The organism is Plantibacter sp. MMLR14_011, assembly GCF_001865025.1.
GTDB lineage: Bacteria > Actinomycetota > Actinomycetes > Actinomycetales > Microbacteriaceae > Plantibacter > Plantibacter flavus_A.
The window spans coordinates 299,022-321,673 of sequence record NZ_MJGW01000001.1 but is presented as its reverse complement, the minus strand read 5'-3'; the positions used below and the strand labels follow the sequence as shown (position 1 = coordinate 321,673).

Annotated in this window: 17 protein-coding genes; 7 read left to right on the top strand and 10 right to left on the bottom strand. The window is 72.0% G+C overall.

The window, feature by feature from the left end:
• Position 1 precedes the first annotated feature (1 nt).
• The 3 genes from BIU99_RS01565 to BIU99_RS01555 form a co-directional block, all read right to left on the bottom strand.
• The gene (locus BIU99_RS01565; protein ID WP_071258843.1) at positions 2–1,312 is read right to left on the bottom strand and encodes an extracellular solute-binding protein; all 1,311 of its coding nucleotides are present in this window, start codon (positions 1,310–1,312) and stop codon (positions 2–4) included.
• A gap of 50 nt (positions 1,313–1,362) precedes the next feature.
• Entirely contained in the window at positions 1,363–2,553 is a 1,191-nt protein-coding gene (locus tag BIU99_RS01560) for a Gfo/Idh/MocA family protein (RefSeq protein ID WP_139205293.1), read from the bottom strand.
• A gap of 227 nt (positions 2,554–2,780) precedes the next feature.
• A complete protein-coding gene (locus tag BIU99_RS01555) occupies positions 2,781–3,827 on the bottom strand; it encodes a LacI family DNA-binding transcriptional regulator (protein WP_175484328.1) in 1,047 nt (348 codons plus the stop codon).
• 187 nt (positions 3,828–4,014) lie between these two features.
• Between BIU99_RS01555 and xylA the strand changes: the two genes are divergently transcribed.
• From xylA to BIU99_RS01540, 3 genes are all read left to right on the top strand, one after another.
• A complete protein-coding gene (gene xylA, locus BIU99_RS01550) occupies positions 4,015–5,205 on the top strand; it encodes a xylose isomerase (RefSeq protein WP_064295008.1) in 1,191 nt (396 codons plus the stop codon).
• 130 nt (positions 5,206–5,335) lie between these two features.
• Positions 5,336–6,769, top strand: a complete 1,434-nt coding sequence (xylB, locus tag BIU99_RS01545) for a xylulokinase (protein ID WP_071258841.1) — start codon at positions 5,336–5,338, stop codon at positions 6,767–6,769.
• 133 nt (positions 6,770–6,902) lie between these two features.
• Positions 6,903–7,946, top strand: coding sequence for an NADPH:quinone reductase (locus BIU99_RS01540; RefSeq protein WP_071258839.1), 1,044 nt, complete (start codon positions 6,903–6,905; stop codon positions 7,944–7,946).
• A 25-nt stretch (positions 7,947–7,971) separates the two neighbouring features.
• Here the strand turns inward: BIU99_RS01540 and BIU99_RS01535 are convergent, their stop codons facing one another.
• Genes BIU99_RS01535 through BIU99_RS01520 form a run of 4 tightly spaced genes read right to left on the bottom strand, consistent with a single transcriptional unit; the run spans position 7,972 to position 13,325 of the window.
• Positions 7,972–9,084: a glycerate kinase gene (locus BIU99_RS01535; protein WP_071258836.1), complete on the bottom strand. Its 1,113-nt coding sequence runs from the start codon at positions 9,082–9,084 to the stop codon at positions 7,972–7,974.
• A 4-nt stretch (positions 9,085–9,088) separates the two neighbouring features.
• Entirely contained in the window at positions 9,089–10,141 is a 1,053-nt protein-coding gene (locus tag BIU99_RS01530) for a Xaa-Pro peptidase family protein (RefSeq protein WP_175484327.1), read from the bottom strand.
• A complete protein-coding gene (locus tag BIU99_RS01525) occupies positions 10,138–11,298 on the bottom strand; it encodes a Gfo/Idh/MocA family protein (RefSeq protein ID WP_071258830.1) in 1,161 nt (386 codons plus the stop codon). Before BIU99_RS01525 ends, BIU99_RS01530 begins: the two co-directional genes overlap by 4 nt.
• Positions 11,295–13,325: a DUF6807 family protein gene (locus BIU99_RS01520; protein ID WP_071258827.1), complete on the bottom strand. Its 2,031-nt coding sequence runs from the start codon at positions 13,323–13,325 to the stop codon at positions 11,295–11,297. The genes BIU99_RS01525 and BIU99_RS01520 overlap by 4 nt, the downstream gene beginning before the upstream one ends.
• Before the next feature lie 126 nt (positions 13,326–13,451).
• Here BIU99_RS01520 and BIU99_RS01515 point away from each other — a divergent pair, with 126 nt between their 5' ends.
• The 4 genes from BIU99_RS01515 (at position 13,452) to BIU99_RS01500 (ending at position 18,229) form a co-directional block, all read left to right on the top strand.
• Positions 13,452–14,420 (top strand): NAD(P)-dependent oxidoreductase, encoded by a 969-nt coding sequence (locus BIU99_RS01515; protein WP_071258826.1) that lies wholly within the window; start codon positions 13,452–13,454, stop codon positions 14,418–14,420.
• Positions 14,421–14,434: 14 nt separating this feature from the next.
• On the top strand, positions 14,435–15,376 hold the full coding sequence (locus tag BIU99_RS01510; RefSeq protein WP_071258824.1) for a 5-dehydro-4-deoxyglucarate dehydratase: 942 nt from the start codon (positions 14,435–14,437) through the stop codon (positions 15,374–15,376).
• A gap of 2 nt (positions 15,377–15,378) precedes the next feature.
• Positions 15,379–16,473: a mandelate racemase/muconate lactonizing enzyme family protein gene (locus tag BIU99_RS01505; protein WP_071258821.1), complete on the top strand. Its 1,095-nt coding sequence runs from the start codon at positions 15,379–15,381 to the stop codon at positions 16,471–16,473.
• A gap of 73 nt (positions 16,474–16,546) precedes the next feature.
• The gene (locus BIU99_RS01500) at positions 16,547–18,229 is read left to right on the top strand and encodes an aldehyde dehydrogenase (NADP(+)) (protein ID WP_083397121.1); all 1,683 of its coding nucleotides are present in this window, start codon (positions 16,547–16,549) and stop codon (positions 18,227–18,229) included.
• A gap of 502 nt (positions 18,230–18,731) precedes the next feature.
• On the opposite strand, the gene BIU99_RS01495 is transcribed toward BIU99_RS01500, so the two are convergent.
• The 3 genes from BIU99_RS01495 to BIU99_RS01485 form a co-directional block, all read right to left on the bottom strand.
• Complete coding sequence (locus tag BIU99_RS01495) at positions 18,732–19,931, bottom strand: dienelactone hydrolase family protein (RefSeq protein WP_139205292.1); 1,200 nt, start codon at positions 19,929–19,931, stop codon at positions 18,732–18,734.
• A 311-nt stretch (positions 19,932–20,242) separates the two neighbouring features.
• Positions 20,243–21,604 (bottom strand): Gfo/Idh/MocA family protein, encoded by a 1,362-nt coding sequence (locus BIU99_RS01490; RefSeq protein ID WP_071258817.1) that lies wholly within the window; start codon positions 21,602–21,604, stop codon positions 20,243–20,245.
• Positions 21,601–22,652, bottom strand: a 1,052-nt coding sequence (locus BIU99_RS01485) for a PmoA family protein (RefSeq protein ID WP_071258814.1), incomplete at its 5' end; no start/stop codon positions are given. The genes BIU99_RS01490 and BIU99_RS01485, both read right to left, overlap by 4 nt.

Below are 22,652 nucleotides of genomic sequence, written 5' to 3'. Positions count from 1 at the left end.
ATCACTGTCCGATCGTCTTGTTCATGTTGTCGGAGAACTCCTGCGGGGTGATCTGCAGGTTGAAGAGCTGGTCGAGGTTCGTCAGCAGCGCGGTCGCTTGTGCCGGCGGGAGCGCCTGGTCCCACGACATCTGGAAGTTCTTGGCGTTCTTCGTCAGGTCGTAGACGGTCGTGCCGAAGTCGCCGCCGGCGTCCGCGATCTCCGAGTCGATGTCGGTGATGGGCGGCACCTGGCCGGCCTTCACCATGCGGTCGATGTAGCCCTTGTCGAACACGCCCTCGGTGAGGTACTTCAGCGCGCTGGCCTTCTGCTCCTTCGTCGCCGAGGCGGAGATGGAGAAGTACCCGGACGGGTTGCCGACGATGTTCGACGGGTCGCCCTTGCCACCGGTGACGGCGGGGAAGGTCGTGTAACCGAGACCCTTCTCGGCGAACTCGGCCGCCTGCTGCTTGAAGGTCGTCATGACCCAGGCGCCCTGGAGCATCATCGCGGCCTTGCCCGTGTAGAGCAGGGCGACGTCGGCGTTGCTGTCGGCGGTGACCGAGGCGTAGCCGTCGACGAACGCGCCGGCCTTCACGAGCTCCTGGATCTTCTCGTTCGCCTCGATGATGCCGGGGTCGCTCCATGCGTCGGCCTCACCGGCCATGATCTTGTTGAAGGCCTCGGGGCCGGCGACGCGGTCGACGAGGTACTCCTCCCACATGAGCGACGGCCACTTGGAGGCACCGGCGAGCGAGAACGGGGCCACGCCCGCGGCCTTGAGCTTGGGGATGGCGTCGACGATCTCGTCGAAGTTCGTCGGGACCTCGACGCCGGCGGCCTTCAGGACGTCCTTGTTGTAGTAGAACATGATCGGCGTGGTGGCGTTCATCGGCACCGCGTAGACCTTGTCGTCGATGACGCCCTGGTTCCAGACGGACTCGAGGAACTTGCCCTTGGCGTCCGCGGTCTCCGAGGTGATGTCGGCGACCTTGCCGGCGTCCACGTAGGAGTTCAGCGTGCCGCCCGCCCAGCTGTAGATGATGGTCGGGGCGCTGCCCGCGCCGACGGCCGTGCGGATCTTGGTCTTGTAAGCGTCGTTCTGGAAGTAGGTCGCGGCGACCTGGCCGTCGGCGTTGGCGGCGTTCCACTCCTTGAGCGACGGGCCGAGGACGGTGTCCTCGTCGGTGCCGGTGAGGCCCCAGAGGGTGGCACTGCCGCTCGGGGCGCCGCCGCCGCTGGAGCAGGCGGTCGCGCCGAGCATGAGGGCCGAGACGCCGAGGGCGACTGCGGCCAGTCGGGTCCGGCGGCGGGATGAAGTACGAAGCGTCATTGCGTTCTCTCCTTGGTGGGTGCTGCTGCTGATGGTGCGATGGGGACGGATCAGTCGGTGGGTGTCCAGGCGCTGCCGTTCGCCGCGCTCGACTCGACGGCACGCAGGACCCGCTGGACCTGCAGCCCGTCGGCGAAGGACGGCTCGGGATCGGTGCCGCCGGTGATGGCCTGGACGAGGTCGCGCACCTGGTGCGAGAACGGGTGCTCGTAGCCGATGCCGTGACCGGTCGGCCACCAGGCGGCCATGTACGGGTGCTCCGGCTCGGTGACGACGATGCGCGTGAAGCCCTGCTTGCCGGCGGGAGCGGTGGCGTCGTACACCTCGAGCTCGTTCATCCGCTCGAGGTCGAAGGCGATGGCTCCGCGCGATCCGCTCAGCTCGATGCGGAGCGCGTTCTTCCGGCCGGTCGCGTACCGGGTCGCCTCGAAGGCACCGATGGCGCCGTCCGCGAGTCCGCCCGTGAGCTTCGCGGTGAACCAGGCGGCATCGTCGACGGTGACCGCACCGCGCTCATCGGAGGCGGTCCCGCTCAGGCCGACGGTCTCGCCGAGGAGTGGTCGCTCGGTGACGAAGGTGGCGAGCGTCCCGCTGACGGTGTCGAGTCGGGCGCCGGTCAGGTGCTGCACGAGGTCGATGGCGTGCGCGCCGATGTCACCGAGCGAGCCGGAGCCGGCCTGGTCCTTGTCGAGGCGCCAGGTCATCGGGCCCTCCGCGTCGCTCAGCCAGTCCTGGAGGTAGAGCGCGCGGATCTGGCGGACGTCGCCGAGCGCGCCCTCCGCGATGAGCTGGCGGGCGTACCCGATGGCGGGCACACGACGGTAGCTGAAGCCGACCATGGAGCGGACGCCGCGGGCCCTCGCCGCCTCGGCCGCGGCGACCATCAGCTCCGCCTCCTCGACGCTGTTGGCGAGCGGCTTCTCGCAGAGGACGTGCTTGCCGGCTTCGAGGGCGGCGATCGCGATCTCGACGTGCGAGGAGCCGGGGGTGCAGACGTCGACGATGTCGATGGACGGGTCGGCGATGACGCTCCGCCAGTCGGTCGAGGCCGACTGCCAGCCGAACTTCACGCGGGCCGCTTCGAGCGCTTCGGCGTTGCGGCCGACGATCGTCGCCATGACCGGTTCCGCGTCGAGGTCGAAGAAGCGCGGTGCGGTGCGCCAGGCCTGCGAGTGTGCGGCTCCCATGAAGCCGTATCCGATCATCGCGACCCGGAGTTCCGGCCGTCCGCTTCCCGCCATGTGCAACGCTCCCGAGCTGCTCGCGCAGCTGCGGCCCCGGGGTTCCGGATCGCTTCGCTGCGGTGCCCTGAAGCTAGCCCCGCCGCCTGTCTGCCCGCAACTTCCCTATCCCGCATTGGAAACTTTTCGCACCCATCGCCCACCAGCCCATCCCCACCGTTACCCACGAACTGTCGCTCCGGCACAGTCCCGACCGCCGGGACGAGCGGCGAGTGACAGTTCGCGGGCTAGGGGGTGGGCGGGGCAGCGGTCGAACCCCGGACGACGAGGGAGGTGGCGAGGTCGAGGCGGATGTTGTCGACCGACTCGGAGCGCAGTTTCAGGACCAGGCGGGTCGCCTCCTCGGCCATCTCGATGAGCGGCTGCCGGATGGTCGTGAGAGCCGGGCCGACCCACTTGGCCGGCGGGACGTCGTCGTACCCGACGACCGACAGCTGCTCCGGGATCGAGATCCCGAGCGAGCGCGCCGCCTCGTAGACGCCGAACGCCTGCATGTCGTTGCCGGCGAAGATCGCGGTCGGTCGGTCCTCGAGCTGCAGCAGTTCGAGCGCAAGGACGCGTCCGGCCTCCGGGATGAACTCCCCGCGGCGCAGGATCGTCTCGTCGAGCGGGATCCCGGCCTCCTCGAGCGCGGACCGGTAGCCGGAGACCCGCGCCCGCGAGCACATGAGGTCCTGCGGGCCCGAGATCAAGCCGATCCTGCGGTGACCGAGCTCGATGAGGTGGCGCGTCGCGGCCATCCCACCGGACCAGTTCGTGGAGCCGATGGCGGCGACCTCCGGGCCCGGGTCCCCCGCCGGGTCGACCACGACGACCGGGATGTTGCGCGTGTGGAGCTGGCGCCGGTACGCCGGGTCGATGTCCGAGAACACGAGGATGACCCCGACGGGCTTCCGCGAGATGATGCTCTCGACCCAACCCTCGCCGGTCGAACGCCGAGCGCCCGTCTCGGTGAGGGTGACGCTCATGCCGTGCTGGCGCGCGACCTTCTCGACACCGCGGATGATCTCGAGCGACCACGAGCTGTCGATGTACTCGAAGACGAGCTCGATGAGCGAGCCCTGCGCGAGCTCGGCACCGCGGCGACTGTACCCGTGGCGGTCCAGCAGCCGTTCGACGATCTCCCGGGTGTCCGGCGACACCCCCGGCCGCCCGTTGAGCACCTTCGAGGCGGTCGACACCGACACGGAGGCCTCCCTGGCGATGCGCGACAGGGTCGCGCGCCCGCCACCGGCACCGGGTCCAGCGGTCTGCACCGCGAGGTCGTCGCTCATCCGAGTCCTCCGATCCCGCTCCGTCGGGCCGGGCGGCCGTCTCTCCAGCGAGAAGTTCTGCCCATGCTAACGAAATATTTCGCGACCTTCGACCGGTGACGCGAGGCCGACGATCTGCTAGTCTCGACTATAAGTTGTGGTTAACAACAAATCATCCACTCACCAACGACGTTGAAGGACTGCACGCATGAGCCTCACCCCCACCAAAGCCGATCGGTTCTCCTTCGGCCTCTGGACGATCGGCTACAACGGGACCGACCCGTTCGGTGGCCCCACCCGCCCCGACCTCGACGTGGTCGAGGCCGTCACCCGCCTGAACGACCTCGGCGCCTACGGTCTCACCTTCCACGACGACGACCTCTTCGCCTTCGGCTCGACCGACGCCGAACGCCAGAAGCAGATCGACCGCCTCAAGCAGGCCCTCGCCGACACCGGCGTCATCGTGCCGATGGTGACCACCAACCTGTTCAGCGCGCCCGTCTTCAAGGACGGCGGCTTCACCTCGAACGACCGCGCCGTCCGTCGCTTCGCCCTCCGCAAGGTGCTCCGCAACCTCGACCTCGCCGCCGAGCTCGGTGCCAAGACCTTCGTCATGTGGGGCGGCCGAGAGGGCGCCGAGTACGACTCCGCGAAGGACGTGCAGGCGGCCCTCGAGCGCTACCGCGAGGCCGTCAACTTCCTCGGCGACTACGTGACCGACAAGGGCTACGACATCCGCTTCGCGATCGAGCCGAAGCCCAACGAGCCCCGCGGCGACATCCTGCTCCCGACACTCGGCCACGCCATGGCGTTCATCGAGACCCTCGAGCGCCCGGAGCTCGTCGGCATCAACCCCGAGGTCGGCCACGAGCAGATGGCGGGCCTGAACTTCACCGCCGGCATCGCCCAGGCGCTCTACCAGGGCAAGCTCTATCACATCGACCTCAACGGCCAGCGGGGCATCAAGTACGACCAGGACCTCGTCTTCGGTCACGGCGACCTGCAGAACGCGTTCTCGCTCGTCGACCTCCTCGAGCACGGTGGCGTGAACGGCGGCCCCGCGTACGACGGCCCGCGTCACTTCGACTACAAGCCGAGCCGCACCGAGGACATCACCGGCGTGTGGGACTCCGCAGCCGCCAACATGCGCATGTACCTGCTGCTCAAGGAGCGCGCCGAGGCGTTCCGCGCCGACCCCGAGGTGCAGGAGGCGCTGGCAGCCGCCCGCGTGCCCGAGCTGCGCGAGCCGACGCTCAACCCCGGCGAGACCGTCGAGCAGCTGCTCGCCGACCGCTCGTCGTACGAGGACTTCGACGCCGACGCCTACTTCGGCGGCAAGGGCTTCGGGTTCGTCCGCCTGCAGCAGCTGGCCGTCGACCACCTCATGGGCGCGCGCTAGCCGACACCCGCGAACCTGGCGTTCCGTCTCCTGATCCGAGAGGATCGGGGGCGGAACGCCGTTCCGCGTTCCACCCCCACAGCAGACCCGGCGGTCACCCGACCGCCCACCACCGAGAACAGGGAGAGCGATGACGCTCGTCGCCGGCATCGATTCGTCCACCCAGAGCTGCAAGGTCGTCATCCGCGACGCCGAGACCGGAGCGCTCGTCCGCGAAGGACGCGCGGCGCACCCCGCCGGCACCGAGGTCGACCCGGCCGCTTGGTGGCAGGCGCTGCAGGAGGCGGCCTCCGCCGCAGGCGGATTGGCCGATGTCGCCGCGGTGTCGGTCGCGGCCCAGCAGCACGGCATGGTAGCGCTCGACGTCGACGGACGCGTCATCCGTCCGGCACTCCTCTGGAACGACACCCGGAGCGCGCAGGCCGCGACGGACCTCATCACGGAGTTCGGCGCTGCGGAACTCGCCCAGCGGACCGGGTGCGTCCCCGTCGCCTCCTTCACGATCACGAAGCTGCGCTGGCTGCGCGATGCCGAACCCGCGAACGCCGCCGAGGTCGCCGCCGTCGCGCTCCCCCACGACTGGCTGAGCTGGCGTCTGCGCGGCTTCGGTCCGGCAGACGAGAGCCCACTCGGCGCGGACCTCGCCGAACTGACGACCGACCGATCCGACGCCTCCGGCACCGGGTACTGGTCGCCCGCCGACGGTGAGTACGACCGCGAGCTGCTCGTCGCAGCGCTCGGCCACGATGCGATCCTCCCACGTGTGCTCGCGCCGGAGGAGTCGGCCGGTACCGGTGTCGACGGTGGCATCATCGGGCCGGACACCGTCATCGGGGCGGGCGCCGGTGACAACGCGGGAGCCGCCCTCGGGCTCGGGGCGACGGCCGGCGACGTCGTCGTGTCGATCGGGACGAGCGGGACGGTGTTCGCCGTGACGCCGGCCGTGGTCCGCGACAGCTCGGGCACCGTCGCCGGGTTCGCCTCCGCCGACGGCGCGTTCCTGCCGCTCATCGCGACGCTCAACGCCGCCCGGATCCTCGACGCGGTGGCCGCGCTACTCGGCGTCGACCACGCGGAACTCGGTCGACTCGCGCTCGAGGCCCCGGCCGGAGCGCGCGGTCTCGTGCTCCAGCCGTACTTCGAGGGTGAGCGCACGCCGAACCAGCCGGACGCCACGGCGACCCTCTTCGGCATGACCCTGGAGTCGACGACGCGGGAGGGGCTCGCCCGGGCGGCGATCGAGGGGCTGCTCTGCGGACTCGCCGACGGTCTCGACGCGGTGCTCGCGCAGGGCGTCACGGCGGAACGGGTCCTCCTCATCGGCGGAGCGGCGCAGAACCCGGCGGTGCAGGCGATCGCCCGCGAGGTCTTCGACGTCCCGGTCGTCGTACCGGCACCCGGGGAGTACGTCGCCGACGGCGCAGCGGTGCAGGCGGCCTGGGCGCTCAGCGGGACCCGTCCGGTGTGGACCGTGGTGGGAGCCGGCGACGGTGCCGACCAGGCGGACGCAGTCGCTGCGGACGCCTCCGGGATCGCCCGCGAGCAGTACGCCGCCCGAGCCTGAGCCGGTGCCCGAGGCGACCTCCACCAGTCCCGGGGCCGACCTCCGCCGGTCATCGAACCGACCCCCACCGGTCACTGAGCCTGTCGAAGGGCCACCGCGGAATCTTCCGCGAGGCGGAGACGTTGGCGACGGTATGCGATCGATCGTCTACTCCACCAACGGTGACCCGTCCGTCCTCCACCTCGTCGAGCGCGAGCTCCCCGAGCCCGGCCCCGGCGAGGTCCGTGTCAAGCTCGCGTTCTCCGGCGTCAACCCGACCGACTGGAAGACGAGGCGCGGCGGCGGCCCCTCGGGTGGCATGCCCTTCCCCGAGGTCGTCCCGAACCTCGACGGTGCCGGCGTGGTCGACGCGGTCGGCCCCGCTGCCGGCGACGCGGCGACCACGACCACCTTCGCCGTCGGCGACCGCGTCTGGGTGTACCTCGCTGCACACGAGAGCCCGCTGGGCACGGCTCAGGAGTTCACGGTGCAGCCCATCTCCCGTGTGGTCCCCCTGCCCGACGCCGCGTCCTTCGAACTCGGCGCCAGCCTCGGTGTCCCCGCGATGACCGCGCACCGTGCACTCACCGTCGCGCAGGATGGTCCGACCCGCCTCACCCCCGGTGCCCTCGACGGTCGGACGGTCCTCGTCCAGGGTGGCGCCGGCGCCGTCGGCAATGCCGCGATCCAGCTCGCGCGCTGGGCGGGCGCGACGGTCATCAGCACCATCAGCAGCGACGAGAAGGCCCGCCTCGCGACCGCCGCGGGAGCGCACCACGTCGTGAACTACCGCGAGGGCGACACCGCCGCGGCGATCCGCGAGGTGGCGCCCGACGGCGTCGACCTCGTCGTGGAGGTCGCGATCGCGCAGAACCTACCCCTCGACCAGGCGGTCCTCGCCCCGCGCGGCACGGTCGTCAGCTACGCGAACAATGGCGGTGACTCGATCACGCTCGACATCCGCCCGCACATGGGGCTCAACACGCGGCTCCAGTTCATGCTGCTCTACACGGTCGGCGACGCCGCACTCCACGCCGCCGCTGAGGACATCACCGCCGCGATCGAGGACGGCGCGCTCCACGTCGGCGAAGACCACGGCCTGGCGCTCACGGTGTTCCCGCTCGCCGAGACGGCTGCTGCCCACGCCGCCGTCGAGGACGACACGGTCGGGAAGGTCCTCATCGACGTCACCGCATGACGTGCGTCACCGCCGGGTGACGTGATCAGGGGCGGTACTGGGTGGCCAGTGCCGCCCCTGCCGCACGCAGGTGGACGAGCGGTTCGGCCATCGCCGCCTCGACACCGCCGGCCAGCTCCGTGAGCGATGCCGCCGCGAGGAAGATCCCCTCGGTGGGCGCCTGGATCGCTCCGGCGACGAGCATGGTCCGGTCCGCCGCGAGCCCCGCGACCCAGGAGGCGACCTTGCCGTCGGCCGTCTGGTCGTCGAAGCGGCCCTCGCCCGTGATCACGATCGACGCCGCCTCGGCCGCTTCCGGGAGGGCGATCGCCTCACCGACGCCGCGCGCGCCCGAGGTGGCGGTGGCACCCCACAGCAGGAGGCCGTAGCCCGCACCGCCCGCGGCACCGGCACCGGGTTCGACCGCTGCGCGTTCCGCGTGGTCCCGCCCGAACGCCTCCGCGGCGCGGGTCGCGAACCGCGCGAGGTTCGCGTCGAGGACGGGGACGTCCGTCGCGTCTGCCCCCTTCTGCGGTCCGAACACCGCTGCGGCGCCGCGGTCGCCGAGCAGCGGGTTGGTCACGTCGCTGAGGATGACCGCACCGTCGGCCGGCAGCGCACGGAGGCCGGTGGTGTCGATCCGGTCCAGGGTTGCCAGCCCCGCATTGCCGTGCGCCGTCGAACCGCCGTCGGCATCGATCAACCGGGCGCCCAGCGCGGACAGGAGTCCGGCTCCACCGTCCGTGCTGGAGCTTCCGCCGATCGCGAGCAGCAGTCGTCGCGCACCGTGGTCGAGGGCGGCTGCGATGGCCTCGCCGAAACCGACGGTGTGCGCTGCGAACGGCTGCAGGGGGTCGAGGAGGGTCAGCCCGCTCGTCTGCGCCAGTTCCACGACCGCGGAGCCGTCGGGCAACTCGAGCCATTCGGCGTCCACCGGGTCGCCGACCGGGCCGGTGACCGTGATCGGGTGCCGACGCGCTCCAGGGACGGCGGCCGCGAATGCGTCGAGCGTGCCCTCGCCGCCGTCGGCCATGGGAAGCGACTGCAGGAGGTCATCCGGCCGGACGGTCCGCCACCCGTCGGCGATCGCCTCGGCGACCTCCGCGGCGGTCGCCGTGCCCTTGAACGAGTCCGGTGCGATGACGATGTGCTGGGTCATGTCTTCAGCCTCCCACGGTGGACGGGATCTGGTGGGTCGAGGCCGAGCTCGTCGTCAGCACCTCGACACCGTCCGGCGTGACCACGACGGTGTCCTCGACCTTCACGCCGGGTGCGGTCGGGTTCCAGGCGAAGGCCTGCCAGGGCTGGACGACATCGCTCGCCTCAGGCGTGGCGCGCGGATCGCGTCCCGCGTAGCCGGCCGCACCGCCCTGATGGTGTTTCGTCCACTCCTCGGCGTCGAAGCCCTGCTCGGCGTAAGCGGCACTCCCCGTCCGGAGGATGTCGGCGAGCGAGGCACCCGGCACGGTGGCGTCGAGATAGGCACGTTCGACGGCCCGGATGCGCTGCATGCCGGTGGTGAACGGCTCGGCCGGGGTGCCACCCTCGTCGAACCACCGTGTGAGGTTCACGATGAGCCCGTCGCGGCGGCCGCAGGCGACGACCATGGCCCGGGAACCGAGTCGCCCCTCGGTCGGCAGCGGGTGCCGATGGGCGAGTCTGTGCTCCCCGGCGACGAGGAGGACGAGAGGGTCGATCCCGGCCGCGACGAGGCGCCCGGCGAGGTCAGCGGCGACCTCGCGTTCCGTCCAGTCAGGAGCGACCTCGTCGACGAGCGTCTCGAGCGCCGACGTCGTCGCCCGCCCGAGCGAACGGAACCGCGAGAGTTCGGCAGGGAGGAGCGACGCACGCGCCGCCCGAAGCTCGGCGGCGACGTCGGCCTCCTGCAGCACCCCGTCCCCACTCGGCAGCACCGTGTCGATCGGCGTGTGCCACGGCACCGTCCGAACCCGGATGTCGGGCAGCTCCTCGGCCTGCAGCCGGTCCACCTCGTTGGAGGTCGCGACGAGCCACGCGTCGCCCGGCGAGACCACGACCGCGACGATCGGGTCGGCCGCGAGACTCACATGGACGCGAGAGCCGTCGAGGTACCAGCTGACCGCGGCGGCGGACCGCAGCACGATCGTGCCTGCTCCGCGTGCCTCCAGGAGCGACACGAGCCGGGCGTGCTTGCGCCGGCGGTCGTCCTCGTCCGGCCCGGGTCGCTCGTCGTTCACCGCCGGGCCCAATCGGTCCCGAGTTCGGCGAAGGTGCTGCCGGTGGCGGCCGCTTCGGCGACGAGCTCCTCGATCCTCGGGATCACCGGGCGGCGCTCGTCGCCCGTCCCGAACCACTCGACGAGATCAGCGGGGATGGGGTGCGGCGCTGGGGCCGATCGGACCGCGTCGAGGACGGCGGTGAAGGCGGACGCGTCGGCCAGGGAGCTGACGAGTGCGGCGTCCTGACCCGCCCGGACCGCCTCGCGCGCGCGGAGGAGGTCGGGGAGCAGCTCGGTCCGGCCTGTGGTCCAGCGTCGCGGGGTGACGCCGTCGACGACCACCTCGACCTCGTCGCGCGTGTAGTGGAACCGGATCGAGCCGAGCTCCCCGTGCACCGTGACCACCGGGTCGGTCGTCGCCTGCGCGCACAGGGTGAGCGCCGCCGTCATGACCGGACCGCGCTGTGGGGTGATGCGGACGACCGAGGTGTCGTCGGCCTCGATGTCGTTGGCCCGGTACTGGTCGAGGTCGATGGTGGCGATCGCCGCACGGTCGGTCGTGCCGCCGAGCCGCAGCATGGTCTGGACCGCGTGCGCGAGAGGGTTGGTGACGACACCGTCCACGACGGGCACACCGTCGAGCGAGCGCCTGCCCGACCACGCGGCACGCGTCCAGTACCCGACGGTGCGGACCCAGGTTCCCCTCGCCTCGAGCGCTGTCACGGCCCCGATCTCCCCGCTGTCGACGATGGCCGCGATCTCGCCGATCGCGTGCGATCCGAGACTCTGGAACCCGACCTGCACGAGCCCGCCGGTCCGGGCGGCGGTGGCCTGCAACCGATCGAGTTCGTCGTTCGAGGTCACCGGCGGCTTCTCGAGCAGGACGTCGGCGCCGTGCTCGAGCGCGGTGACGGCGAGGTCCAGATGCGTGTGGATCGGCGTCGAGAGGATGACCACGTCCACCCGCCCGTCGGCGAAGCACTCCTCGAGTGAACCGCGGAGCGGCGCGTCCCCGGTGGCGCGGTCCTCCTCGGTGAAGGTCCGGTCGACGAGGCCGACGAGGCGGATCGCGCCGGTCGCGGCGAGCGCCCTGGCTGCCGCCACGTGGCTGGCGCCATGGCCGTGGATCCCGACGACCACGACGGTCGGGACGGTGGTGAGGTCGGTGCTGGTCATGCGTCACTCCCTGTGCTGCGCGGTTCGGTGCTGCGCGGTTCGATGAGGCGTTCCTCGGCCGTGAGGAGCGCGCGGTGGATGGCGTCCGCCTGTTCCGCGTCCAGGGCGCCGTCGACGACGACCGCCTCCAGACCGGTGACGAGCGGGGTGTCGGCGGTGATGGCGGTGCGGCTGGTGGCGGCGAGCGAGACCCCGACACCCGGGTACTCGGCCGCACGGAGGAACCAGGGGAAGGCGTTCGCTGCGGGCTGCCGGAACAGGACGGTCGTGGGGCGTCGAGCCGGCGTCGGGGCGGACTCGGCCGCGTCACCCGTCTCCGGGTCGGCGCTCCCGTCGGCGTCGAGGACGAAGGCGACCCACGCCGCACGGGAGCCGTGCGCGGTCGACTCCCCTGGCCCCTCCGCGCTGAGGACGGACCGTCTGGCGTCCGCGGGCAGCCGCCAGAACCATCCGCCATACCCGGCGCCCTCACGACCGTTCGTGGCCGGCGATCCGATCGTCACCGTCGATCCCGTCGTCTGAAGGACGCTGGAGACGGCGACGCGGAGCGCCGACCTCCCGCTCCCGACATCGGATCCGGGCAGGGCGAACGCCTCGACGACCGTGCTGCGCGACTCCCGCAGCTGCGTCGTCCCGTCGCGTCCGGTCCAGTCGAGCGACTGACGCAGCACACCCGCGTCCACCTCGGTCTCGGTGACGCGCTGGACACCGTGGTTGTCGAGCATCGTCGACCCCTGCCCGACGACGTAGGTGCGACCGCCCCAGTACGAGACACCGTCGACGTCGGCGACGGCCATCGAGAGACCGACATGGTGGGGGTGGTCGTCGGGAGCGGATTCGGTGACGACGGTCCCGCCGAGCGAGGTGACGGGGTGTGCGAACGGTCGCGGGGCGTCGGTCGGTTCGAGGCCGCTGCCGTCGTGGAGGACGAGGACCTCGCGGTCGCCGAGCCTGGCGGTCAGCTCCGGTGAGGTGGGGTGCTGCTCGGTTCCGCGCCAGACCGGTGGACTCGCGGCCGGGCACGCTGCGGTGCTCTCCCGGGCGACGAACCGCGATCGGAAGACGAGCGGGTGTCCACCGTCCGCGCCGCCGATGGTGTCGCGCAGTCTGCTCCACGCCTCGGCACCGAGCTCGCGCCGCGGGACGGACACCGTGCTGAGCGCCGGCACCGCGAACGCCGCGAACGGGATGTCGTCGAAGCCGACCACACTGAGCGCCGAGGGGACGGACACACCGGCACCGCGGAGCGCCGAGACGAGCCCGAGTGCGACGAGGTCGTTGAAGGCGACGACGGCGGTCGCGTCGTGCTGCACCACCGTCTCGACGACCGCCGCGCCGTCCACCAGCGCAGAGCCGGCCGTCACGACGTCGACGGAGAGGTCGTCGTGGTCCGAGCGGGCACGGGTGATACCGACCCGCCGGAGGCGATCGCCCTGGCTCGCGGCGGGCCCCGCGAGGTACAGGATGTGCCGGTGCCCGAGTGCGTGCAGCTCGGCGAGCACCTGCTCCATGCCGCTCGCGTAGTCGATGGACACCGACGGAACGGGCGAGTCGGCGAGCTCGCGGTTGACGAGCACGACCGGGTGCAGCTCCGCGAGGAGCGCTCGAAGCTCCGGCTCGGCCAGGCGGGGTGAGCAGAGGACGATCGCGTCGCAGCGACGACGGGCTTCGCGGGCCGCCGCCGCCTCGTCGGCCGGGTCCTCCTCGGTGTCGGTCACGAGGACGCGGTAGCCGTCGGCCGCCGCGGCCCGGGTGACCCCGCGCAGGATCTCCTGGAACATCGGGTTCTCGAGGTCGGGCACGACCACCCCGATGGTGTTCGTGCGGCCGAGCGACAAGCTTCGGGCCAGCATGCTCGGCCGATAGCCGAGGGCGTCGACTGCGGCGAGGACGCGGTCGGCGATCGCCGCGTCGACGGTGGCCTTGCCGTTGAGCACGCGCGACACGGTGGCCTTCGAGACGCCCGCCTGCACGGCGACGTCCGAGATCGTCGGCGTCGGGCCAGCAGTGGGGAACCGGTTGCTCATACGTCCTCGTCCAACTCATCATGGGTGGTGCCGTCGTCAATCATCCTATAGGCTCACCCCGAGAAACCGGTTTCTTGGTCAGCGCGGTCGGCCTGGTCGACCCGGACGTGGTCAGAGAGGACACCGATGCGCATCATCGTCACCGGCGGCGCAGGACGACTCGGGCGGAGCGTCGCGAGCGCCCTCACCGAAGCAGGCCACGAGGTCGTCTCCGTCGATCGGACCGACCCCGGGCTCCCCGGCGTCGAGGGCCGGACCGCGGACCTCCTCGACCACGACGCCACCCATGAGCTCTTCGCCGCCCTGCGGCCCGACGCGGTCGTGCACCTGGCGGCGATCGCCGTGCCCTTCAGCGCGCCGGAGCACGTCATCCTGTCGACCAACCAGACGCTCGCCTTCACCGCCCTCACCGCGGGGATCGCCGCCGGAGCCACCCGGCTGCTGGCCGCGAGCAGCCCGACCGTCATCGGCTACGGCGCCCCGCACGGGTGGACGCCCGAGGCGCTCCCCATCACCGAGGAGCACCGGGTCGCCCCGTGGAACGCCTACGCGCTGTCGAAGGTCGCGATCGAGTCGACGGTCGCGATGCTCGCCCGCGCCCACGGCGACGCCGTCGTGACCGGCGCCTTCCGGCCGTGCTTCGTCGTCTCCCCTGAGGAGTGGGAGGGCGCACCGACGCAGCAGGGGCACACCATCGTCGACCGGCTCGCCGATCCCGCACTCGCCGCCGTCTCCCTGTACAACTACGTGGACGCGCGCGACGCAGGTCGCTTCGTCGCCGCCTGGATCGATCGCGCGGAAGCCCGGCACTCCGGTGAGATCTACTTCGTCGGCGCCGACGACGCACTGGCCCTCGCACCCCTGTCCACCCTGCTGCCCGCTCACGTCCCGAGCACCGCCGGATTCGCCGACGGACTCGTCGACCGAGCCGCAGCCTTCAGCAGCGCGAAGGCGACCGCCCACCTCGGGTGGCGGCCGGAGCACGACTGGCGATCGGTGCTCAGCCCCGCCGAGGCGGCCCGGCTCACCGATCTGCTGGCCGCCGACACCGGCCGGCCGGCCACCATTCCTGTTCCAGCCCCAGCCCCACGATGACGAGGACCTCCACCATGCCAGCACCGCTCGCCTTCGACGGCGTCCTGTACTTCCCGATCACCCCATTCGACGCCGCGGGCGAGGTCGACCTGGGGCTCCTCGGCACCCACCTCGAGTCGCGACTCGAACACCGCCCGGGAGGGGTGTTCCCCGCCTGCGGCACCGGCGAGCTGCACGCGATGTCGCCGTCGGAGGCCGCCCGCGTCGTCCGGCGGACCGTCGAGGTCGTCGACGGCGCCGTCCCGGTCATCGGTGGCGCCGGAGGAGGCGTGGCGACCGCGAAGGAACTCGCCGCGGCGGCCGAGGAGGCGGGAGCCGACGCGATCCTGCTCATGCCGCCGTACCTCGTCTCCGGGCCGGCGGCCGGACTGCAGGCGTACGTCGAGGACGTCCTCTCGGCGACGAGCCTCCCGGCGATCGTCTACCACCGGAACAACGCCCGCTACACGACGGCGACGATGCGCCACCTCGCGCGCAACCCGCAGGTCGTCGGCTTCAAGGACGGCGTCGGCGACGTCGCGGCCGCCCAGGACATCGTGCTGGCGGTGCACGAGGAGGGCCGAGACGACTTCGCCTTCTTCAACGGCCTCCTCACCGCCGAGCTCACGCAGGCCGCCTACCGCGGCATCGGCATCCCGCTCTACTCCTCGGCCGTCTTCGCCATGCTGCCGGAGCTCGCGACGCTGTTCTACCGCGCGTACACCGAGCACGACGAGCCGCTCCGAGAACGCCTGCTGCGCGAGTTCTACAGTCCATTGGTGGCCCTCCGCGATGAGACCCCCGGCTTCGCCGTGTCGCTCATCAAGGCCGGCGTCCGGCTCGGCGGTCTGCCGGTCGGTTCCGTGCGATCGCCCTTCGTCGATCCGACCCCCGAGCAGACCGAGGGCCTGGAGGCGCTGCTCGCGACCGGCGCCGACCTCGTCGCCGAGCACGCGACCCTGGTCGCAGGACGCTGACGATGCCGGGGATCGCCTCCATCACCACCTCGCTCGGCCGGTTCACCATGCCGCGCCCTTGGGTGCCCGAGGCGCCGTGGCTGCATCTCATCCGCGTGGACGTCGTCGACGACGAGGGGGCGACCGGCTCGGGCTTCACGTGGACACCGACGATCGGAGCGACGGCCGTCCGCGCGCTGCTCGACGACGACATCGCGGCCGCCGCCCTCGGATCGACGACCGACCCCGAATCGCTCTGGCCCCGGCTGTGGACGCATCTACACGAGGCCGGTGGTGGCGGGATCACCACGATCGCGCTCGCCGGGCTCGACACCGCGCTCTGGGACCTCCGTGGGCGACGGGCCGGTCTCGGGCTCTCCGACCTCCTCGGTCGCCGACGCGACACGGTCCGGGCGTACGGCAGCGGCGTCAACCTCCACCTCGACGCCGCCTCGCTCGCCGCGCAGGTCGAGCGGTGGATCGCGGCGGGCTACGACGCCGTCAAGATCAAGGTCGGCAAGCCAGACCTCGCCGAGGACGTCGACCGCGTGACGATGGTGCGCGAACTGCTCGGACCGGACCGCCGACTCATGATCGACGCGAACCAGCGCTGGGACGTCGACCGCGCGGTCTCGTCCCTGGAACGGCTCGGCGTCGTCGACCCGGCGTGGATCGAGGAGCCGCTGCGCTCCGACGACACCGCGGGGTACGAACGGCTGCGCCAGGCGACCGACATCCCGATCGCGCTGGGCGAGAACGTGCACACGATCCACCGGTTCCGCGACCTCGTCGACCGTGGCGTCGCCGACGTCCTGCAACCGAACGTCGTGCGCGTCGGCGGCATCACCCCCTTCCTCGCGATCGCCGCGCTCGTCGACGACGCCGGGCTGACGCTCGCCCCGCACCTGCTCCCCGACCTCTCCGGGCAGCTCGCTCTCGCCCTCCCGCAGGTCACCGAGGTCGAGGACGTCGAGGACGCGGGCTTCGTCGCGATCGGCGCCATCGACCCGCCCGGGCCGGTCACCATCGCGGAGGGCCTGGTGCAGGCCGAGCGGCGACCCGGCATCGGCTTCGTGATCCGCGACCGGGTCGCCGAGACCACTCCCGTCGCGCGCTGAGCCCGGCCGCCGCCCGATCCGCCACCCGCCCGATCTCCATCAGCCGCATCCGCATCCCCGAGGAGTCATCACCATGCACGACACCGACCACAGCACCGGCACGATCGACCGCACCACCCCCGCCAGGGCGCGCACCGACGATTCGGACAGCGTCCGCGGACGTATCGACGACGCCGACGGCAGCGGAAACGGCAGCAGCAGCAGCAGCAGCAGCAGCAGCAGCAGCAGCGTGGGCCACGGCGGCGACACCGTCACGCCCGCAGGTCACACTGGCGACGCCGCGTGGGATGCGGGACGTGCCGCCGTTCCGACCGTCGACGAGGTCGCCGCGGCAGCAGGTGCGGCCTCCTCCGAGCTCGCATCCACCGCGCCCTCGACCCGCGCCGCCTGGCTCGAGGCCGTCGCCGACGCCCTCGACACCCGGGTCGACGAGCTCGTCGCACTCGCCGACGAGGAGTCCCACCTCGGGACCGCGCGCCTCACGGGCGAGGTCGCGCGGACGACGGGCCAGCTGCGGCTGTTCGCCGCCGTCCTCCGCGACGGCGCATTCCTCGAGGTCGTCATCGACCACGCCGATGCCTCCGCCACCCCGCCCAAGCCGGAGCTGCGACGCATGCTCCGGCCGACGGGGCCGGTCGCGGTCTTCAGCGCGTCCAACTTCCCGTTCGCGTTCTCGGTCGCCGGCGGTGACACTGCGTCGGCGCTGGCGGCCGGATGTCCGGTCATCGTCAAAGCGCACTCCGCCCACCCGCGACTCTCCCGGCTGACCGCGGCGATCGTCGTCGAGGCGTTGCGCACAGCGGGTGCTCCGGAGGGCACGTTCGCTCTCGTCGAGGGTCGTGAGCAGGGCACCGCCCTCGTGCAGCACCCGGCGATCACCGCGGTCGGGTTCACCGGCTCACTCGCCGGCGGGCGCACTCTGTTCGACCTCGCGTCGCAGCGGCCGGCCCCGATCCCGTTCTACGGCGAGCTCGGCAGCACGAACCCCGTCGTCATCACCGAGGCCGCGCTGCAGGGCGAGGCAGCAGGTGAACTCGCGCGCGGACTGGCGGCGTCGTTCACCCTCGGTGTGGGGCAGTTCTGCACGAACCCCGGGCTCGTGCTCGTGCCGAGCGGCAGCGGGTTCGCCGAGCTCGTCGCGCAGGCCGCGGCGGACACCGTCGCCGGGCGCATGCTGACGCCGGGCATCGCCGAGGCGTACGCCGCGGGCACCGCTCGCGCCGCCGGTCATCCCGGGGTGCGGACGCTCCTCGGCGGCGGGACGGCGGCTGCCGATTCCGGCGTTCCGACCGTCCTCGCGACCACCGCCGTGACGGTCCTCGACGCGCCCGACGTCCTGCTCGAGGAGATCTTCGGGCCGGCGACGCTCGTCATCGAGGTCGCGGACGACGCCGAGCTGCACGCGGTCCTGGCCGAGGTCGGTGGCGCGCTCACGGCGACCGTGCACGCGGCGCCCGATGAGGACATCGCCGGTCTCGTGTCGCGGCTCGAGCTGATCGCCGGCCGGGTGCTCTTCGGGGGCTGGCCGACGGGTGTCGCGGTCGGCTGGGCGCAGCACCACGGCGGACCGTGGCCGGCGACGACCTCGCTCCACACCTCGGTGGGCGCGTCGGCGGTGCGCCGCTTCCAGCGTCCGATCGTCTACCAGGACGCCCCCGAGCGTGTGCTCCCCGAGGCCCTGCACGAGGCGAACCCGCTGCGTCTCCCCCGCCGCGTCGACGGCTTCCTGGAGCTCCCCGCCGCAGCCCGCGCCTGACCGCCGTCCTGTCCGTCCCCAACTCAGGACTCCCCCGGCGCGCCGCCGCAGCCCAGCCCCGACACACCGGCCATCTCCTGAGAAGGGGACCTCCCACCACCCACACCCACCCCTGTTCACAACTCAGGACACACCCGGCGCGCCACCCCGGCCAGGCCCGTCCCACACCCCAACACGCCGCACCCGTCCTGAATTGCGAACACCGAAACCATCGTCCCCAACTCAGGAGTCCCCCGTCGCGCCGCCCCAACCCAGCCCCGACACACCGGACATCTCCTGAGAAGGGGACATCCCACCACCCACACCCACCCCTGTTCACAACTCAGGACCCACCCGGCGCGCCGTACGCCACAGCACCCGCCCCGGGCCCGACACGCCGCACCCGTCCTGAATTGCGAACACCGAAACCACCGTCCCCGACTCAGGACTCCGCCGGCGTGCCGCCCCAGCCCGGGCACGACACACCGGACGTCTCCTGAGTTGGGGACAGGACCAGGGCCGGTCAGGCGAGGGCGGCGGCAAGCCAGGCGCGCAGCTCGGCCTGCATCGAGGCCGACCAGCTGTGCGGTTCGTCATGGAACGTGCCCGTGTAGGCCGAGCGCTCGCCACCGGACCGGTACCGCTCAGTGAGCATCGCGTGGGCATCACGCATGCCGGCCGGCTCGAAGAGCTCGTCGCGCTCGGCGTACTGGACGAGGAGCGGCAAACGGGGGCGCAGAGATGCGAGCTCCGGCCAGTCGCCGACCCGTGACAGTCCTGGTGATAGGAACGTCCACGAGTGCTGATCGGCGTGCCCGTCGAGCACACCGTCGAACGTCGACATCATCGCGACCACGCCGGCAGCGCGGATCCGGTCGTCCATGGCGGCGAGGAGGACCGCCCGGGCACCGCCGCCGGACAGACCGAAGCACGCGATGGCTCCGGAACGGACCCCGGGCGCGGCTGCCAGCTGGTCGAGCGCGATGAGGTCGTCGCGGAGGACGAGACCGGCGAGCGACGTGCCCAGGACGCCCAGCTCCTTCGCGAGCTGCGGCTCGTTGGCCCCCGCGAGAAGCTCGGACCGTTGCCCGGGCGACACCGCCGCGGGCTGCTCCCCGCGCTGCACCGACGCGAACCGACGACCGGCGAGCTGCAGGTCGACGGTCCGATGGAAGCGTTCGGCGACCGCCTCGTCCGGGATCCGCCGTGATCCCCACCCGAACGCATCGTGCACGAGCACGGCGAACCCGTCGCGCGCGAGGTCGGACGCGACGGCGCGGCCTCCGTAGTAGCGGTCGCGGAACGCCTGCAACTCCTCCCGTGACACGGACGTCGTGGCAGGGACACCGTCGGGTCCGTCCGCGAGCTTCTCCCGCCCGACGCGTGTGAAGCCGCCATGGTCGTGCAGCGCCAGCGCGCCCGGGAGCGCGCCCGTCTCGCCGGCCGGACGCAGGAGCCACGCCGACGTCGGTGCACCGAACCCGGTCGACCAGCGGAGTTCGACCCCGTCGACGCCGTCACGGGTCCAGCGGGAGAGCTCCGCGGGCGGCTCGGGCTGCACCGGTCGCGGGAGCACACCGAGGACTTCGGCGAGGCGCGTGCGCGTGGTGTCGAGCGATCCGTCTGCGGTACTGATGCCCCGGATCGACTCTCTGAACCGGGCGGCGAGCGCCCGCAGACCGGGGTCGCGGCCGGGTGGAGGTGCGAACGACCTGGCGCGCACGTCGACACCCTCGTCGGGCGAAGATGGGGCGGTCGTCGGGCGCACTTCGACAGGCTCAGTGACCGGGGTTGCCCCATCGACCGGAAACAGGGCGGCGGGCGGCACGGGCGTCGGGCGCACTTCGACAGGCTCAGTGACCGGGACGGGTCCGGCGACCGGGACGGGCTCGGTGACCGGGAGGGGTCCGGCGACCGGGACAGACTCAGCGGCCGGGACAGACTCAGCGATCTGGGCGGCCTCGGTCACCCGCTCAGCGGCCGGGATCGACCCGACGTCCGAGTCGGCGCCGGTGCCGGCCTCCGGGCCGCAGCTCACGGCGCGATCGTCGCGACCGGACGCCCGGTCAGCAGTGACTCGTTTCCGGCGATGCCGACCGAGATCGCCCGCACGCCGTCGTCGTAGCCGGCGGGGCGTCCCAGTTCGTCCTCGGTGACGCGGTCGAACAGGTGCCGCAGCAGGAACGCGTCGCCGCCGCCGTGTCCGCCGACGCCCTCGGGGATCTCGATCTCGCGGGCCTCCTCCCAGTGGCGTTGCAGCACGAGGCGCTCTCCGCGCGAACGCACCGGCGCGACGGACGCGGCGCCGTCCGCGGTCTCGCCGTCGCCGCTCAGGCTCGGGTCGAGGACGACGCGCCCGTCGGACCCGACGAGCACGGCGGCGCGCTCCACGACCTCGAGCTCGACCCTGCCCTCCGTCCCGTTGATGGAGACGCGGTACCCCTCCCACGGCGCGTGGGCGTTCAGGGAGTAGCTGAGCGAGGCGCCCCCGTCGTACTCGACGAGGACGGACAGGTTGTCCTCGATGTCGATCCCGGGCGAGAAGACGTCGCGGTCGCGCAGGTATCCGTCGTGCTGCTCGGCCCGCAGGTAGAGCGACTCGAGCCGCGGGTCGTCACGCAGGTCGAGGGCGAACGGGTCGTTCGGACGATCGCGAGCCGCCGCCTCGGCGTCGTCCGGCACCGATCCACGCCCCGGACGCGCCGCGAGCCCGCGTTCGGCCGCGTTGGCATCGCCGTAGAAGCGGAGGCCGCCGGTGGCGTAGACGGAGGCCGGCCGAGCCCCGATCCACCAGTTGACGAGGTCGAAGTGGTGCGACGCCTTGTGGATGAGGAGGCCGCCGGAATGCTCCTTCTCACGGTGCCAGCGGCGGAAGTAGTCGGCGCCGTGCACGGTGTCGAGCACCCACTCGAAGTGCACGCCCGTCACCCGTCCGATCCCACCGTCCTGCACGATGCGGCGCAGCTCCGAGTTCCGCGGGCTGTAGCGGTAGTTGAAGGTCGTGACGACGTTCCGGCCGCTCTCGGCGACGGCCGCCGCGATGCGCTCGACGCCCTCGCGGTCGATGGTGAGCGGTTTCTCGACGACGACGTCGGCACCGGCGAGGAGCGCGCGTGAGACGATCTCGGCATGCGTGAAGTCGGGGGTCGTCACGATCACCCGGTCGACGCGTTGCTCGGCGATTATCCGCTCGACGTCGTCCGGGCCGTGTCGAGCCGGCAGCGGGACACCCTGCTCGGCGAGGACCCCTTCGTAGTGGTCGAGCCGGCCGGGGTTGCTGTCGCTCCAGGCGACGAGCTCGGCGACGTCGGCGTGCGGGCCGACGATGGCGTCGAGGTACATCTGCGAGCGGTGTCCGGTGCCGATGAGGGCGTAGCGTTCGCGGGTCGTGGTCATGCGCGTGGGTCCTTCCGGGTCGGTGCGGCGGGCGTTGCGATGGGCGCGCTGTCGTGGTGATCGGCGCGGCCCGAACGCGACCGTTCGAGCGCGTCGCGACCGGATGCGGCGAGCGTGGCGGCCCGGCCGTCACCGGCTGCACCGTCGGCGACGACGACGGCGTAGCGGAACTCGAGGGTCTCGTCGGCTCCGAACGGCAGCTCCTCGCTGAAGAAGGGGGCCGGGCAGAGTCCGGCGAACTCCTCGGTGCGCGCGAACCACTGCGGCGGGTGCGCGGGGTTCCGGACGTCGTCGACGATGACGATGCTCGACGCCACGGCCGTTCCGTCGTGGAGGCCGGTGAACCCCATCCATGCGTGGCGAGTGCCGCGCAGCTCCTCGCCGCCGCTCCCGTCGGGGCTGTGGAGGGTGCCGCCGGTGAAGGATCGTGGGCCGCGCCAGAAGAGCCCGCCGTAGCCGGCGTTCTCCCGACCCTTCGTCGTGGGCGACCCGATCGACAGGTCCCGGCCGGAGACGTTGCGCATCCGGGTCTCGAAGGTCAGCGTCCAGTCCCCGGCGGCCGGTCGCACCGTGAGCGTGCGCTCCTCGTCGACGACGTGCCGACCGTCCTCCGTGATCCAGGCGAGCGTGTGCGCGAACCGCACCTCGCCCGGGTCAGCACGGACGTCCGTGACCGCGACGTGCTCGGAGCGGCCGTTGTTCGCGAGTTGTTCGTAGGCGGTCCCGGTGAAGGTCGGGCCGCCCCAGAAGTTGTCGTCGCCGACGTGCGGGAGGGCCCACGCGATCCCGGTGTGCCAGGCGTGGTCGTGCGGTCTGGCCAGCGTCACGAGCGCGCCACCTGCCGTGCGCACCGGGTGGAGGTACGGCTTCGGCGATTCGCGCTGGACCGTGTCCGGTCGGTAGGTGTACCGCAGGATGTCGATCCCGGCGAGGTGCACGGTGACGGCCGTACCGACCTCGTGCGTCAGCGCGAGACCGGTCGGACGGGTGCGGTGGTCGGTCGTCACGGGATCCCCTCGGATGAAGCGGTGGTGGAGCTGCCGGTCGA

Excerpts from the sequence above, each read along its gene's own strand:
- BIU99_RS01555 (WP_175484328.1), bottom strand. The coding sequence starts at position 3,827 with ATGAGCGACGACCTCGCGGTGCAGACCGCTGGACCCGGTGCCGGTGGC.
- BIU99_RS01520 (WP_071258827.1), bottom strand. The coding sequence starts at position 13,325 with ATGAGCAACCGGTTCCCCACTGCTGGCCCGACGCCGACGATCTCGGAC.
- BIU99_RS01525 (WP_071258830.1), bottom strand. The coding sequence starts at position 11,298 with ATGACCAGCACCGACCTCACCACCGTCCCGACCGTCGTGGTCGTCGGG.
- BIU99_RS01540 (WP_071258839.1), top strand. The coding sequence starts at position 6,903 with ATGCGATCGATCGTCTACTCCACCAACGGTGACCCGTCCGTCCTCCAC.
- BIU99_RS01490 (WP_071258817.1), bottom strand. The coding sequence starts at position 21,604 with ATGACCACGACCCGCGAACGCTACGCCCTCATCGGCACCGGACACCGC.
- BIU99_RS01505 (WP_071258821.1), top strand. The coding sequence starts at position 15,379 with ATGCCGGGGATCGCCTCCATCACCACCTCGCTCGGCCGGTTCACCATG.
- BIU99_RS01565 (WP_071258843.1), bottom strand. The coding sequence starts at position 1,312 with ATGACGCTTCGTACTTCATCCCGCCGCCGGACCCGACTGGCCGCAGTC.
- BIU99_RS01510 (WP_071258824.1), top strand. The coding sequence starts at position 14,435 with ATGCCAGCACCGCTCGCCTTCGACGGCGTCCTGTACTTCCCGATCACC.
- BIU99_RS01560 (WP_139205293.1), bottom strand. The coding sequence starts at position 2,553 with ATGGCGGGAAGCGGACGGCCGGAACTCCGGGTCGCGATGATCGGATAC.
- BIU99_RS01515 (WP_071258826.1), top strand. The coding sequence starts at position 13,452 with ATGCGCATCATCGTCACCGGCGGCGCAGGACGACTCGGGCGGAGCGTC.
- xylA (WP_064295008.1), top strand. The coding sequence starts at position 4,015 with ATGAGCCTCACCCCCACCAAAGCCGATCGGTTCTCCTTCGGCCTCTGG.
- xylB (WP_071258841.1), top strand. The coding sequence starts at position 5,336 with ATGACGCTCGTCGCCGGCATCGATTCGTCCACCCAGAGCTGCAAGGTC.
- BIU99_RS01500 (WP_083397121.1), top strand. The coding sequence starts at position 16,547 with ATGCACGACACCGACCACAGCACCGGCACGATCGACCGCACCACCCCC.
- BIU99_RS01535 (WP_071258836.1), bottom strand. The coding sequence starts at position 9,084 with ATGACCCAGCACATCGTCATCGCACCGGACTCGTTCAAGGGCACGGCG.